The organism is Wolbachia endosymbiont (group A) of Longitarsus flavicornis, assembly GCF_963931955.1.
In the GTDB taxonomy this organism is placed as follows: Bacteria; Pseudomonadota; Alphaproteobacteria; order Rickettsiales; family Anaplasmataceae; genus Wolbachia.
Genome location: NZ_OZ008337.1, coordinates 934,925 through 948,622, shown reverse-complemented (window position 1 = coordinate 948,622; position 13,698 = coordinate 934,925). Strand labels below are relative to the sequence as shown.

The window sequence follows — 13,698 nt, the reverse complement described above, 5'->3', positions numbered from 1 at the left end:
TATACTTAGCTTAGCTGCTAGTTAGGAGATAAGATATGGTTAATCAAACTGACTCTTTAGATTCAAGTTGGGTTAATTTGGGCACAGAAGAGAATCAAGAAACAACTAAAGATCGTCGCCATTCTGAAGATTTAGGTAATGAGAGTCAAGAGAAGTCTGAAGGTTTAGATGGCGAAAATCAAGAGATACCAGCTACTCCATGTAGTACATCCCCTGAAGATCTAAGTTTAGAGAATGCAATACTTGCAAACTTTCCTGATGGTTGTGATAGGTCGCTTACCGTAGAATTAAAAGATGAAGTTTCATTTGATATCATTTCTAAAAGTTTAACTTTTGCTGAAATAACAAATATCCTAAATCAAGCTATACAAGAAGATAATTGTGAAGAACTAGACGAGGTTGTACAAAATATTGAAGATTATGAAGGCAGGTCTATTACGCTGGATAATGTAAATTTAAAGAGTTTTTGTGAGCAACAACTTAACTTAGATTTAAATCGGAGTGATCACCAACATATATATTCAAATGTACTATCACAGTATAAATTTGATCAAGAGGAGTTCAAGTATGATTATTCAGTAAAAGAATTGGTACTATTGGCAATTGCAGCTAATGACAAGCTGACAGAACGATATCAGGACATACTTTTTATTAAAGAAAATTTGAGTCTTTTACCTTTACTTATTGGTGGTCAAAAATATATTGAAGCTTTTATAGAAAAATTCCATGGTACCGATGGAGTTTATGGAAGATTAAAAGGTCAAGCTATACAACTTGTCGAACCTAATAAGATTGACTTTTTCTCAGTTATAGCACTAAGAAAAGAGCAAGAATTATTAAATGCAGTTTTTGTCGAACACGTTTTAAGAGATTTTGGACAGGTGTTAAAAACAAGTAAACCTGATCCTTTGTATGGTGTGCTTGAAACAGCGTCTCTGATCAAAAATGAAGAATTCATCACGATAGTGCTAGGTGCATTTGAAAGATATATTAATGAGCCAACTAAAAAAGCCTCAACAGAAGAGTTATTAAAAAAGAGCTTTGCTACCTTGTTAGAAACTGCGATAAGTCAAGAACACATATCTGTCGTTGAATACTTGTGCAAACGATACACTAATAGTGCAGATCATGCCATTTACGATGTATATGAACAAGCATTTGCAGATGATAAAGTTATTACAATACTAAGGCAACAAATCCTGAAAAACATAGGAGCTCGTGGCAGAAAAGAAATTTATGATTTAATTCTGAAAACTGCTTTGGATGCTGGTAATATTGCATTTATCGAGCACTTGTGTGAAAAATGTGCTGAATGCAGCAACGATGTGATTAATTATCTTGATCATAAACTTAAAAATAACGAATTTGATAACACATGCGAATCAACTCTAGTTGCATTATCTAATACTGGAAGTCAAGACATTATAGCCAGTGTTCTGGTTCATGTTCAAGTTTGTCAAAGCATACTCAGTAATAAACAGCAAGTATTCAGGCAAACCATACAAAATATACTGAGAAATGCTATAAAAGAAGCTAATTGTGAAGTTGTTGTACTCTTATGTCAGCATGTTGACCTAAAATTCGCAGCTCTTCAGGCAATATACAAGGAAGAATTTGAGAAAGCTTTACCAGTAGTTGCAGAACAGCTTGAAAAAATAAGTATGGAACTTTCTCCAAGTATGACTCGTAATGAGTGTCAAAAAAATAGAGATACTTTGACAAATCTATATCTAATTAGAAGTTTGTTAGAAAGTAGTGAATTAATCAATACTTCCAGTAAAGCAAATATACAGACACAAGCGAATACACAAGTTAATAAAAGAAGCAGTGATAATGCAGCATCACCTATTGTGAATGTAGAGGATACCTCAGCTATGATAGGCGAAACTGCAACCTCAAGCCAAGCAGTGGATGGAAAAAATAATAGTCAATTAAGTAGTCAAAAATCCAAAAGTACTGACAGTCAACAGCCACAAGAAAATGTGGACAGACGAGAAAATATTATGAATAATAGAGAGGACTCGACAGAGGAGCTCATTAGCAATAGTTTTGAGGAGGGTGAAATGGGTAAAAATAGTGCTAAAAAACGTCAAGAGAGCATAAAACGATCTAAAGAAGAAAAAAAGAAAAATGAACAAGAAAAAGAAGTGCCATTTAGAGAACTATATGTTGGTAAAAATGATGGCTCAAAGGTAATCACTGAAGTTGATAGTAGTAAGAAGAAACAAGCTCCTGTCCAACCTGCTGGATATGTAGAACAAGCAGGTGGTCTAGGTTCTTCGAATGATGATAATCCTTTAGATAATGGCACAAATGGTGAGAAGAATTCTACGTTTAAAACTGATGAACAAGATACAAAACCAGCACCAATACTAGAACCAGTGCCTTCAGTAGCTAACGAAAACTCTGGACAAGTGAATGATGTTCAAAGCGGCGATGAGCAGCCAGATTCACCACCACTTTCACCACAGAGTTCTGCGAGTGGTGATGTTGAAGATACAGAAGCCTCTGCTAATGCAGCAGTAACTATACCTAAAAAAGTAGATAGTCTTGTGAGTGATAAGGATGTTACTGACGGTAGTGATAACGAGTTTGTTAAAGTTTCTCCACCTCCAGAAGATAACACGCATTCTCCTCAATCTATTAGGGTACGAGATAGTTTTGGCTATACTCCATTGAAAGTTGCGCATGAAAGAAATATTACTGTCAAAACAAGAAATGCACAGAATTTGCAATCTGCAGTTTTAAGTAGTCAACAGCTTGCTTCCCTCAATGTCATTGAAATTTTCAACAAGCATGGTAGAGAGGATTTTACTCCGCTTAAGCTTACGGTACAGGAGTTTCTTAACAATGGAATATCGGAAATCCAACTTCCTGCCTCTAATGGTTGCATTACCTTTAATTTGAATGTGATCAACGAAGCAAGTCCAGAAGAATTGCAAAATATAGTAAAAGTACTTACAGATTTGTATAAGAATGGTGCACTTAATGATAGAACTCGCAATGCTATTGGCACTGGGGCACAGGATGATATTGACGGTCATAGGCTTTCAGAGGAAGATCCAATTCCAACACCTACGCCGGCGCCAACGCCGAACCTAACACCGAACCCAATTCCAACACCTACGCCAGAGCCGACACCACAAACAACACCGGCACTGAAGCCAACACTAATACCTTCAGTAGCTAACAACAAATCTGAGCAGGTGAATGATACTCAAACCAATGGCAAGCTGCCTAATAATCCAGGAAATGGAAGTATTACTGCAACACAAAATACGCAAAAGAGTAAGTGGCCTACCATAACTACATGGACGTTAGCAGTAGCTGGAGTACTTGCAGGAGTTGCTACACCGGTTGCATATTTTGCTTTTAGTGTTAGCTTGCTGACAACAGGAATAATAGCAGGTGTTGGAGTTTGTTGTTTAGTTGCTGCTTTAATCATATATTGCTGTAACAGACCTTCAAGTTCATTTAAGGGTAGTAATGTTGAACTTATAGCTGATAAAGAGCTTGCTGCAACAGTAAGTTGAAGAATAAATATTGTAGTTTACCATTTAATAATTTATTATAATTATATTAATTATTAGCGAATGAAAACTTGGTAAACTACGAAGAAATATTCTTGAACAAAATCAAAGATATAAAAGATGAGGGGCGCTACCGTGAGTTTACGAACTTTGCGTCATTGCCAGGTAGGCTCCCCCACATTATGGACTATGAAAGAAATAGGGAAGTAATCGTCTGGTGCAGTAATAACTATTTGGGAATGTCACAGAATGAGAGTGTTATTGCCGCTATTCAAAATTCATCTGTTGGCGCTGGAGGAACAAGAAATATATCTGGTACAACAAAAGAGGTTGTTGAACTGGAAAAATCCTTAGCTTGTTTGCATAAAAAGGAGGCTGCTTTAACTTTTGCTTGTGGCTATCTCGCTAACCAGACAACACTTAGCACTTTATCGTCTGTTATTCCGGGCGTAGTAATTTTTTCAGACGAGAAGAACCATTCTTCGATGATAGAAGGCATAAAATCAGGAAAAAGACCAAAACATATATTTAAACACAATAATGTTGATCATCTAGAGCAGTTACTCAAGTCTATAGACAAAAAGACACCAAAAATCATAGCTCTTGAATCCGTATATTCAATGGATGGTGACATAGCACCGCTTGAAGCGATATGCGACCTGGCAGATCAACATAATGCAATTACCTACTTGGATGAGGTGCACGCAGTTGGCATGTATGGTTCACGTGGTGGCGGAATTGCAGAAAGAGAAGGCCTGATGGATAGAATAACCATTATTCAAGGTACACTATCGAAGGCTTTTGGAGTTATGGGTGGGTATATCGCGTCTTCAAAGAGCTTGGTAGATGTAATAAGAAGTTCCGCTCCAGGATTTATTTTCACCACTGCTATGTCGCCTGTTTTAGCAGCGGCAGCAAAGGCAAGCGTTGAGCACCTAAAATCGAGTAACATTGAAAGGGAAAAGCAAAAGCAAGTCGTTGAAAAAGTAAAAAACTCACTGAGAAATGCAGGAATTAACTTCATTCCAACAGAAACTCATATAATTCCAATAATAATTGGCGACCCAGAGTTATCCAAAAAAGCATCAAAATTATTATTTGATGAGCATAGAATATATGTTCAACATATAAATTACCCGACAGTTCCAAGAGGAACTGAGCGTTTCCGTATTACCCCTACACCTTATCATACAGATGAAATGATAGAACATTTGACAGAATCTCTTGTAAAAGTTTTTGAGAAGTTGTCTATCTCTTTAGCCTGTTTATGCTATAGCTAGTACAGCCCTACGTCATACCGCGATTTATTCGCGGTATCTCAGCATGGATTCCGCTAACAAGTAGCGGAATGACGAGTTTTACGCTTATCAAATTGTAGGTAAACATAAATTACTTTAGCTATAGTTTTATATCTCCAGCAATAATCAATCCGTTGTCTTCTGTTAGCCTTCCACCGCTTTCTTGTAGAAAAAGTCTACCGAGCAAGGTTTTATATTTGTTAACTCCAGAATAAACTGTTCCTCTGTGCCTTCCTGCCGCAAGGTATGCAAAGCCTAAAATTGTTGAACCTATGGAGCGTACATTACTATTGCCAGGCAGCAATTTATTTAACAAATTACCACTTACATCTATTAGACCCCCTTCACGGCTTTTCACCCGCATTTTTATATGACGAGATCTAAAATCCTCAAGAAAAGCACCTTTCTTTTCTTCTGCCCAAAAAGTTTCTCTAAGAGCCGGAGCATCAATTACAGCTGCTACAACTTTGTTTTTATGAATGAGACAGACTGATACTGCAAAATAAACCATGCAACTAGAAAAATTCTCCCTGCCCTCTATAGGCATAATAAACCAGGTATAAGTGTCATCTTTTACTTCTTGATCAGTATCATCTTCGGAAATAAACCCATAGTCTCGTTTGTAGTCGTGCAAGCAATCGTATATGGTTTGCTTGGATTTTGAATAAGTTTTATTGATAAAGTCCGCTGACTTAACACTGGAGATTTGCAATTCATTAAAATCGCGCATAAGCTGCTTGGAAGCACTGCGTACAGAATCAAGCATCACATTGATTCGTGGTGAGGAAATGGACATTTACTCTTTTACTCTTTCGTAATAGCTGTCATCAGTAGTGTGTACTATAATTTTATCCTCTTCTTTTATAAACTGAGGCACGTTAACACGCATTCCGTTTTCTAAAATTGCAGGCTTATAAGAAGCAGTAGCAGTTTGTCCTTTAATAACAGACTCTGTTTCTTTCACAGCAAGTGTAACATAATCAGGCACATGCGCAGAAATTATTTTGTCTTGATAAGTTACTACTTTAATTTTCATATTATCTTGCAAATAAATCTTTTTTTCTCCCAATAAATCCAAATTTATAGTGATTTGCTCATAATTATTTGGATGCATAAGATTTACAATGCTTCCTTCAGTGAAAAGGTAAACATACTCCTCTTCATCTAAAATTGCCCTTCTGATTGTTGCATCAGAGCGAAATCTTTCATAGTGTTTTGCTCCGGTTTTGATGTTTTTCATTTCGGCTTGTATGTATGCACCACCTTTACCAGGTTGAGTATGCATAATACCTACAACCAAAAATAATCCGCCGTTATGTTCCAACACCTGACCTGGTCTGATATCGTTAGCTCTTTCTGCCATAATTACATTTTCAGTTTGATCTTACAATTATAAATAGCTTTATATAAATATCAAAGTCTTTATTAGCCAATAAATTCTGGCATATTTAATACTATATACCTCCCCTTTATATTTACATGTGGAAATATCTCTTTAGTGAAAGACAGCATAATATTCTTTTTTGTACTGATAACCGAAATTTCTAATATATCTCCTGAGCCGAAATTATACACAGATTTTACATAGCCATATAATTCATTACTTTTCAGCCTTACTTCCATATCTACAAGGTCACTTTGGTAAAATTCATCCTCATCATCTAGCTCTGGTAACTTGCTTCTTTCTATATATAGCTTCTTATTCCTCAAAAGCTCTGCTTCATTACGGGAATTTACTCCACTTATTGTAGCTATTACTAAATTATCACCTATGATGGATACTGAGTCTATTTTATAATTCTCATCACCACTTATTAGCTCACCATATAAGGAGATATTTTCAGGTTTTTCGGTAAAAGTTTTTAATTTAACCGCTCCTTTAATTCCGTGAGGAGAGGTAATAATTCCGAGGCATACCAGATTGTCGTTCATATTAATGCAAGTATTTAATCAGAAGATCTCTCAGATAAGTATTGTCTAAGAATCTCAACTCCTTCATCAATCTCTTTTTCAGTAATAATTAGTGGAGGTAAAATTCTCACAACGTTATCTGATGTTACTCCAACAGTCAGTAAGCCGCGGTGACTTAATTCTTCTGCGAACTTTTTATTGTTTGCTTTCACTTTTATTCCAAGCATTAACCCTTTTCCTCTTACTTCTTCTATTATTGGAAATTTACTTGCTAAGTTTTCTAGTTTATTTTTTAAGTATTTACCTCTAATTTCAACATTTTTCAAAAAGCCAGGACTTAGCAATTCTTCAAGCACAACATTGCCTATTGAAGTTGCAAGTGGATTGCCACCAAAAGTGGAACCGTGCATACCAAATGCCATGTATTTAGCAGCCTTTTCAGTTGCAAGACAAACTCCCAGCGGAAAGCCTCCTCCTATTCCTTTTGCAAGGGCACATATATCAGGTTCCACTCCTATATGTTCGTATGCGAATAATTTTCCTGTCCTACCAGCACCGCATTGTACGCAATCAAAAAATAACAATATGTCATTTTCATCACACAGCCTTCTTAGTTCTTTCATAAAGACTTCATTCATTACTTTGATACCACCTTGCCCTTGTATTGGTTCTATTAATATAACGCCTATACCACTTGAAATTGCTTTCTTTACGCTCTCAATATTGGGCTCGATGTTATCACACCAATCAATGTAGGGATTTAGTAATTCAGAAAATTTCTGTTTATCGTTTGTAGCACAAGTTAAAAAGGTTCTTCCATGAAATGCACCATGAAATGTTAAAATTCTGTGACGATTTTTATTGCCTTTTCCATTTTGATAGATCCTAGCAATCTTAAGTCCACATTCTACTGCCTCTGATCCAGAATTTGAGAAAAATACAGTGTCAGCGAAACTGTTGTTTATTAATTTTTCTGCAAAATTATTGGCAGCAGGTATATTATAGGTATTTGATATATGCCATAATTTTTCTCCTTGCAATTTTAGAGCACTAATTAATCGCGAATTGGTGTGACCTAAGCTGCTAACGGCTATTCCAGAGTGAAAATCTACGTAGCGCTTACCGTCAATATCATACAAGTAAATGTCTTTACCATAAGAAAAATTTATGTTAATAGGAGAATAAACTGGCAAAATAGGAGAAATTGTCATAAAATATTATATGCTAAATTTTATTATTAATAACATAAAAGCCGTTGTTTCGCAATGAGTAAGGATATGTATAAGATAGGTAAATTAATGTTTTCTGCACTGGGGAAAAACAAATACACAAAAGTTATCGCATTATTCTCATCAATTTTTATGATTTTATTCAGTGTGATATATTGTAATTATTTACTAAGGAGTAATTTCCTTTCTTCTTACCGTGATTCAAGTGTAAACTTAAAAAGTGTATTAGAAAATGGTATAATAAAAAAATACCATTATTTACTAATAGAAAAGCATCACATTAAATACAAAAATTTTGACTACATAAACCAACTAGTAAAACTACGTGCTGAATTATTACAATCAGTGAGCAAAGTAAAGGATTTCAGCTTAATACTATATGATCAAAACGGCAGAATAATATTCAGTAATTTTAACACTCAAGATTATGATTATGAACAGTTACTTACAAACGATGAAATTGATGAACTATTAAGTAACCAAGAAATATTTTATACTACAGGAAATACATTAACTTCTATTTTTCCTATATTCCATGAAAATAGCGTTAAACCGTCGTTTTTTTTGAAGATTCTTCGAAACTACAATAATTCTTATGTTATAGCATATGGCCTATTTTTAATATTTTTAGGCTTATTATTAATAATTTTAATATTAATAATGTTCTATTTGCACTTTTCTAATACCAAAATGCTGGCCAAGCAACATAAAACTAACATTGAATTACAGCAGATAAAAGAGGCATTAGAGCAAGAAAATGCAAACAAGCTAAAGTTTTTTGCAAGCGTTACACATGAATTACGCACACCTCTTAATGCTATTATTGGATTTGCAGAGTTGATCAAAAATGAAACTTTAGGTTCAATGGATAACTCTCAATACAAGGAGTATGCAGACGATATATATAATGCAGGGACACACTTACTTGCCTTAATTAATGATGTGTTAGATTTTTCAAAAGCTGAATCAAGTAGTTTAACAGTAGAAAAAGTGAAGTTTAACCTGAACAAAATAATAGATTCATGTGTAAATATGCTATTGCCTAAATTAAAAGAAGCCGGGATTAATTTAAAAAAAGAGATGACTAATAAACAATTATTAGTCATTGCAGATCCCAAGAGAATGAAACAAGTTATAATAAATTTATTATCAAACTCAATCAAGTTTACTCCCAAAGATGGTTTAATAAGAATGGTGATAAAAGAAAATATAGAAAAAAACTTATTAACCATTGAGTTTCATGACAATGGAATAGGAATAATGCAGCAGGATATATATAAAGTTATGTCTGTTTTTGGCCAAGCAGATTCGGGATATAGAAACGAAGGTACAGGCATCGGATTACCGCTAAGCAAGAAATTAGTAGAGTTAATGGGTGGAACTTTTGACATTAAAAGTGAAGCGAAACTTGGTACTACGATAACATTGAACTTCTTTTATGAAGAACAAACATGTGAAGATTCGATTGATTTTTAATAGGATCTATTTGATATGGCCTTACATCAGACGAAAACCACACTTTATCAAAAGCGGCAAGCCGAGAAGGCAGTTATCAATAAGCCCCCTATCAAGAATCTTATCTGTGTTAGCTATATATAAAATTTGATACTCTGACTACAATATACTACTATAGATAGAAGCGTTATTAATGGAGCAAGGTATGGAGTTAGTAGTAGGAAATAATGCACCTGATTTTAGTTTACCAACAGATTCTGGTGAAAATTTATCACTGAGTGAATTTTTTGATAAAAAAAATGTAGCTCTTTATTTTTATCCTAAAGACGATACTCCGGGTTGTACGATGGAAGCAAAAGGCTTTAGAGATAAAATAGATGATTTTTCTTCCCTTGACACAGTGATAATTGGTGTATCAAAAGATAGTGTTAAGTGCCACACTAACTTCAAAGCAAAATACTCTCTGCCGTTTTCTTTAGTTTCTGATGAGAATGCTGAAATGTTGGGAAAATATGGTGTTTGGGTAGAGAAAAGTATGTTTGGCAAAAAGTATATGGGAATAGAACGCACTACTTTTTTAATAGATAAAAAAGGTAAAATAGTGAAGATCTGGAAAAATGTAAAAGTTAGTGGACATGTTGATGAGGTTCTGGAAGAAGTAAAGAGAATATAAACTAAAGAATAGGTTAATGGCTACCCATTGCTACATAAAAAAGCTGAAATTACATAATTTTCGTAGCCACTCAAACTTTGAACTGGATTCAGATGATAGCTCAGTTGTAATAACTGGCAAAAATGGTATTGGTAAAACTAATATACTTGAAGCAATCTCGTTGCTTGCTAAAAGCAATGGAATGAAAAAAGCAAAAGCCAGTGAGATACAAAATAGATTCAGTAATGAAGATTGGGTAGTGCACTATGATTTTTTTAATGGAATGGATTTTAATTCAATTGGTATCGCAAAGAGTTTTGATAAGAAATTAATACAAATTGATGGAAAAACGCAATCGAGTTATTCATCTTTGTATAAGATATCCAATGTAATATGGCTGATTCCACAAATGGACTATGTTCTTCTTAATTCTCCAAGTGACAGATTAAAATTTTTAGACCGTATAGTCTCACTGTTTGAGGAAAATTACACTTGCTGCTACATGAAATATAGAAAAGCTAAACATGAGCGAAGTAAACTGTTGAGAGAGAACACCTTGGACGAAAATTGGCTCTCTAGTCTTGAAAACATAATGGCTGTTAATGCAGTTAGTATTTTACGTATGCGATCGTCTGTTTTAAAAATATTACAAGACACAATTGATAACCATTCCAGTGAGCTTTTTCCAAAGGCAAGTTTGAAATTCAGCAGCCAGCTAACTTTGAACGATACTGCAGAATATTTTCAGAATCGTCTAAAGGAAAACAGAGAAAAAGACTCATTGACTGGTAGAGTAACCTTTGGTGTGCATAACGATAATTTTCGGGTTTTTTGTCAAAAAAGAAACGTACCAATAAATCTGTGCTCCACTGGAGAACAAAAGTTATTACTGCTTTCTATTATTTTATCCAGTGTAAAAGCAAGGTGTATTCATTACAATAAGGCACCACTTCTTCTGCTTGACGATATAATGTCTCATCTGGATAAACATTACAGAAAGGCGTTAATAGAGGAAATGTTAAGTATTCAATGTCAAACTTGGATAACTGATGTAAATCAAGATAATTTTAATAACTATCTTTATTCTTTCAAGTTTTTTGAATTATCAAATGAATAGTTACAATGGACCTCTTTCAAAGCTCATACAAACAACTTCCACTAAACCCTTTTCAAAACTTCCTATCTATTGTCTCTCACACTGCTTAGGTCTTGTCGACATTAGACTTCTTTCAAAATTGTTAGAGGGAGTGTAAGATGAAGTATTTGAAAGCATGAAATATAAGGAAATAGAAAAGTTAGAAGGAGAAAAGTTTCGACGTTTAACAGGGGTAAAAAAAGCAACATTTGAGCGAATGGTAGAAATTCTAGAAGTGGAGGATAAAAGAAAAAAAGCTAGAAGTGGAAGAAAAAGTAAACTTTGCATAGAAGACAGGCTACTTATGGCACTGGAATATATAAGAGAATATCGTACATATTTTCATATTGGGCAAAGCTATGGCATGAGTGAAAGTAACAGTTTTAAAATAATAAGATAGGTAGAAGACATATTAATAAAACATCCAGATTTTGCATTACCAGGAAAAAAAGAGCTATTAAAGAGTGATGTAGAATATGAAGTTTTAGTAATAGACGGAACTGAAACGCCAGTAGAGAGACCAAAAAAAAGCAAAAGCCCTTCTACTCTGGAAAGAAAAAAAGGCATACTATAAAAACACAAATAGTAACAGAGAAGAAGAGTAAAAAAGTCATATGCACATCTTTCTCGAATGGTAGAAAACACGATTTTCGGATGTTTAGAGAATCAAAGGTAGCAATATTACCGGACACCAAAATCTTAGCTGATGCCGGCTACAGGGGAATGCAGAAGATACACAAAAATGTTGTATTACCGCACAGGAAAATGAAAAAGAATCCGTTAAGCAAAGAACAAAAAAAAGAGAACAGGGCACTTATGAGCCAAAGGGCAATTGTTGAAAACGTAATTGGCTTATTGAAAAGGTTTAAAATCATCTCGGACAGGTATAGAAACCGACGAAAACGTTTTGGTTTAAGGTTTAATTTGATTGCTGCAATTCACAATTTTGAGCTCCATACATGAATTTTGAAAGAAGTCTAGTGTCAAGCACTGGGATGACAAGAAGAGGGCACTGGGATGACACCCTACTTAACCGTCATACCGCGATTCATTCGCGGTGCCGCTAACAAGCAGCAGGATGACGTGTTGCTTGGGTCAGCTATAGAGCACAGTTTTGGAGTAGGGTCTTCGGTTGCTCTCTGGTAATAAAAAAATATTTGAAGATCTTAGGAGTCAAAGTGCTCAAAGAAAAATTGTGAATGAAGTGAAAATAAATTTATTTACCAAGATAGAGTTGTCTTGGTCTACAGATCTTAGTTTCTTTATCATTTATCATTTCATACCACTGAGTAACCCAACCAGTGGTTCTTGCAAGTGCAAAAATAGGCGTGAACATATTTGAGGGAATATCGATAGCATTCATTATTATACCTGAGTAAAAATCAACATTTGGATATAACTTACGCACGATAAAATATTCATCCTTTAAAGCTATTTCTTCAAGTTTTTTTGCAATTTTGAGCAATTCATTATTTTGTTCTAGTTTACTTAGAACCTCATGACAAGCGTCTTTCAATATACGCGCGCGCGGATCATAATTTTTATAAACACGATGTCCAAATCCCATCAATTTAAATGGATCTTTATCATCTTTAGCTTTTTCGATGAATTTATCTATATCTCCACTTTGCTCTATCTCTTTTAGCATATTTATAACTGCCTCATTAGCTCCACCATGTGCTGGTCCCCAAAGTGTAGCAACCCCTGCAGAGAGGCTTGCAAACAGATTAGAACCAGCCGATCCTACCAGTCTGACAGCCGCCGTAGAAGCATTCTGTTCATGATCAGCATGGAGAGTAAATATTTTATCCAAAGCTTTTGCAAAAAGGGCGCTTTTATCATTATCAACAGCATCGCCAAATATCATCTTTAAGAAATTTTCGCTGTAACTTAATTCATTGTTAGCATTTATGAATTCCTGATTGTTGATATGCCTATAAATCATTGCAACAATTGCAGGAACTTGCGCTATTGCAGAAATTCCAAAGTCTAGATCTTCACCATTGACATTGTTGCCATGCTTTTCATAGTAAGATGCTGACAAACTTGCAAAACATGCAACTAAAATCGACATAGGGTGGGCAGTTTGTGGAAATGCTTTAATTACATTTGTAATTTGCTCTGATACTTTGGATAATTTTTGTATTTTGAGAAGAAATTTTTTGTGTTGCTCTGAACTGGGTAGTTCACTATAGAGTAATAAATAAATCACAGCAGTAAAACTATTATTCTCTGCCAAATCAGCTATATTATGTCCCCTATATTTAAGCACCCCTTCATCTCCATCAATAAATGTAATCGAAGAAGAACATGAAGCTGTGGAAACAAACCCCGGATCGTAAGTGAATAATCCTGTTGTCTTATATAAGTCCTTGATATTTAACACGTTAGGACCTGTTGTTCCGCTTAATACAGGTAGCTCGATTTTTAATCCATTACTTAGTTCTAATAGCACTTTTTTATCCATCACTTAAGCTTAAATTTTATA

The 13,698-nt window shown here is 34.7% G+C and carries 11 protein-coding genes and 1 pseudogene; 7 read left to right on the top strand and 5 right to left on the bottom strand.

Annotated features, from left to right (window positions below):
* Positions 1 to 35 precede the first annotated feature (35 nt).
* Entirely contained in the window at positions 36 to 3,533 is a 3,498-nt protein-coding gene (locus AABM58_RS04715; RefSeq protein WP_338406517.1) for a host RNA manipulator TomO, read from the top strand.
* Between the two features lie 68 nt (positions 3,534 to 3,601).
* Positions 3,602 to 4,810: a 5-aminolevulinate synthase gene (gene hemA, locus AABM58_RS04710; protein ID WP_338406516.1), complete on the top strand. Its 1,209-nt coding sequence runs from the start codon at positions 3,602 to 3,604 to the stop codon at positions 4,808 to 4,810.
* Between the two features lie 118 nt (positions 4,811 to 4,928).
* On the opposite strand, the gene AABM58_RS04705 is transcribed toward hemA, so the two are convergent.
* The 4 genes from AABM58_RS04705 to AABM58_RS04690 all read right to left on the bottom strand — a co-directional run bounded on the left by AABM58_RS04705 (position 4,929) and on the right by AABM58_RS04690 (position 7,950).
* Positions 4,929 to 5,624: an inositol monophosphatase family protein gene (locus AABM58_RS04705; protein WP_338406515.1), complete on the bottom strand. Its 696-nt coding sequence runs from the start codon at positions 5,622 to 5,624 to the stop codon at positions 4,929 to 4,931.
* Complete coding sequence (gene efp, locus AABM58_RS04700) at positions 5,625 to 6,191, bottom strand: elongation factor P (protein ID WP_338406514.1); 567 nt, start codon at positions 6,189 to 6,191, stop codon at positions 5,625 to 5,627.
* Between the two features lie 62 nt (positions 6,192 to 6,253).
* Entirely contained in the window at positions 6,254 to 6,760 is a 507-nt protein-coding gene (rimM, locus tag AABM58_RS04695) for a ribosome maturation factor RimM (protein ID WP_338406513.1), read from the bottom strand.
* Between the two features lie 14 nt (positions 6,761 to 6,774).
* Positions 6,775 to 7,950, bottom strand: a complete 1,176-nt coding sequence (locus tag AABM58_RS04690) for an aspartate aminotransferase family protein (protein WP_338406512.1) — start codon at positions 7,948 to 7,950, stop codon at positions 6,775 to 6,777.
* 66 nt (positions 7,951 to 8,016) lie between these two features.
* On the opposite strand from AABM58_RS04690, the gene AABM58_RS04685 reads away from it, so the two are divergent.
* The 5 genes and pseudogenes from AABM58_RS04685 to AABM58_RS04665 all read left to right on the top strand — a co-directional run bounded on the left by AABM58_RS04685 (position 8,017) and on the right by AABM58_RS04665 (position 12,356).
* Positions 8,017 to 9,444: a sensor histidine kinase gene (locus AABM58_RS04685; protein WP_338406902.1), complete on the top strand. Its 1,428-nt coding sequence runs from the start codon at positions 8,017 to 8,019 to the stop codon at positions 9,442 to 9,444.
* Between the two features lie 184 nt (positions 9,445 to 9,628).
* Positions 9,629 to 10,096: a thioredoxin-dependent thiol peroxidase gene (bcp, locus tag AABM58_RS04680; protein WP_015589489.1), complete on the top strand. Its 468-nt coding sequence runs from the start codon at positions 9,629 to 9,631 to the stop codon at positions 10,094 to 10,096.
* 16 nt (positions 10,097 to 10,112) lie between these two features.
* A complete protein-coding gene (gene recF / locus AABM58_RS04675) occupies positions 10,113 to 11,192 on the top strand; it encodes a DNA replication/repair protein RecF (RefSeq protein WP_338406511.1) in 1,080 nt (359 codons plus the stop codon).
* Positions 11,193 to 11,346: 154 nt separating this feature from the next.
* Positions 11,347 to 12,173 (top strand): annotated as a pseudogene (locus AABM58_RS04670) (IS5 family transposase).
* 54 nt (positions 12,174 to 12,227) lie between these two features.
* Positions 12,228 to 12,356: a hypothetical protein gene (locus AABM58_RS04665; RefSeq protein ID WP_338406510.1), complete on the top strand. Its 129-nt coding sequence runs from the start codon at positions 12,228 to 12,230 to the stop codon at positions 12,354 to 12,356.
* Between the two features lie 70 nt (positions 12,357 to 12,426).
* Here AABM58_RS04665 and AABM58_RS04660 read toward each other — a convergent pair whose 3' ends face one another.
* Positions 12,427 to 13,677, bottom strand: a complete 1,251-nt coding sequence (locus AABM58_RS04660; protein WP_338406509.1) for a citrate synthase — start codon at positions 13,675 to 13,677, stop codon at positions 12,427 to 12,429.
* Between the last annotated feature and the right edge of the window lie 21 nt (positions 13,678 to 13,698).

Excerpts from the sequence above, each read along its gene's own strand:
- AABM58_RS04715 (WP_338406517.1), top strand. The coding sequence starts at position 36 with ATGGTTAATCAAACTGACTCTTTAGATTCAAGTTGGGTTAATTTGGGC.
- AABM58_RS04705 (WP_338406515.1), bottom strand. The coding sequence starts at position 5,624 with ATGTCCATTTCCTCACCACGAATCAATGTGATGCTTGATTCTGTACGC.
- efp (WP_338406514.1), bottom strand. The coding sequence starts at position 6,191 with ATGGCAGAAAGAGCTAACGATATCAGACCAGGTCAGGTGTTGGAACAT.
- rimM (WP_338406513.1), bottom strand. The coding sequence starts at position 6,760 with ATGAACGACAATCTGGTATGCCTCGGAATTATTACCTCTCCTCACGGA.
- AABM58_RS04690 (WP_338406512.1), bottom strand. The coding sequence starts at position 7,950 with ATGACAATTTCTCCTATTTTGCCAGTTTATTCTCCTATTAACATAAAT.
- AABM58_RS04685 (WP_338406902.1), top strand. The coding sequence starts at position 8,017 with ATGTATAAGATAGGTAAATTAATGTTTTCTGCACTGGGGAAAAACAAA.
- bcp (WP_015589489.1), top strand. The coding sequence starts at position 9,629 with ATGGAGTTAGTAGTAGGAAATAATGCACCTGATTTTAGTTTACCAACA.
- recF (WP_338406511.1), top strand. The coding sequence starts at position 10,113 with ATGGCTACCCATTGCTACATAAAAAAGCTGAAATTACATAATTTTCGT.
- AABM58_RS04665 (WP_338406510.1), top strand. The coding sequence starts at position 12,228 with ATGACACCCTACTTAACCGTCATACCGCGATTCATTCGCGGTGCCGCT.
- AABM58_RS04660 (WP_338406509.1), bottom strand. The coding sequence starts at position 13,677 with ATGGATAAAAAAGTGCTATTAGAACTAAGTAATGGATTAAAAATCGAG.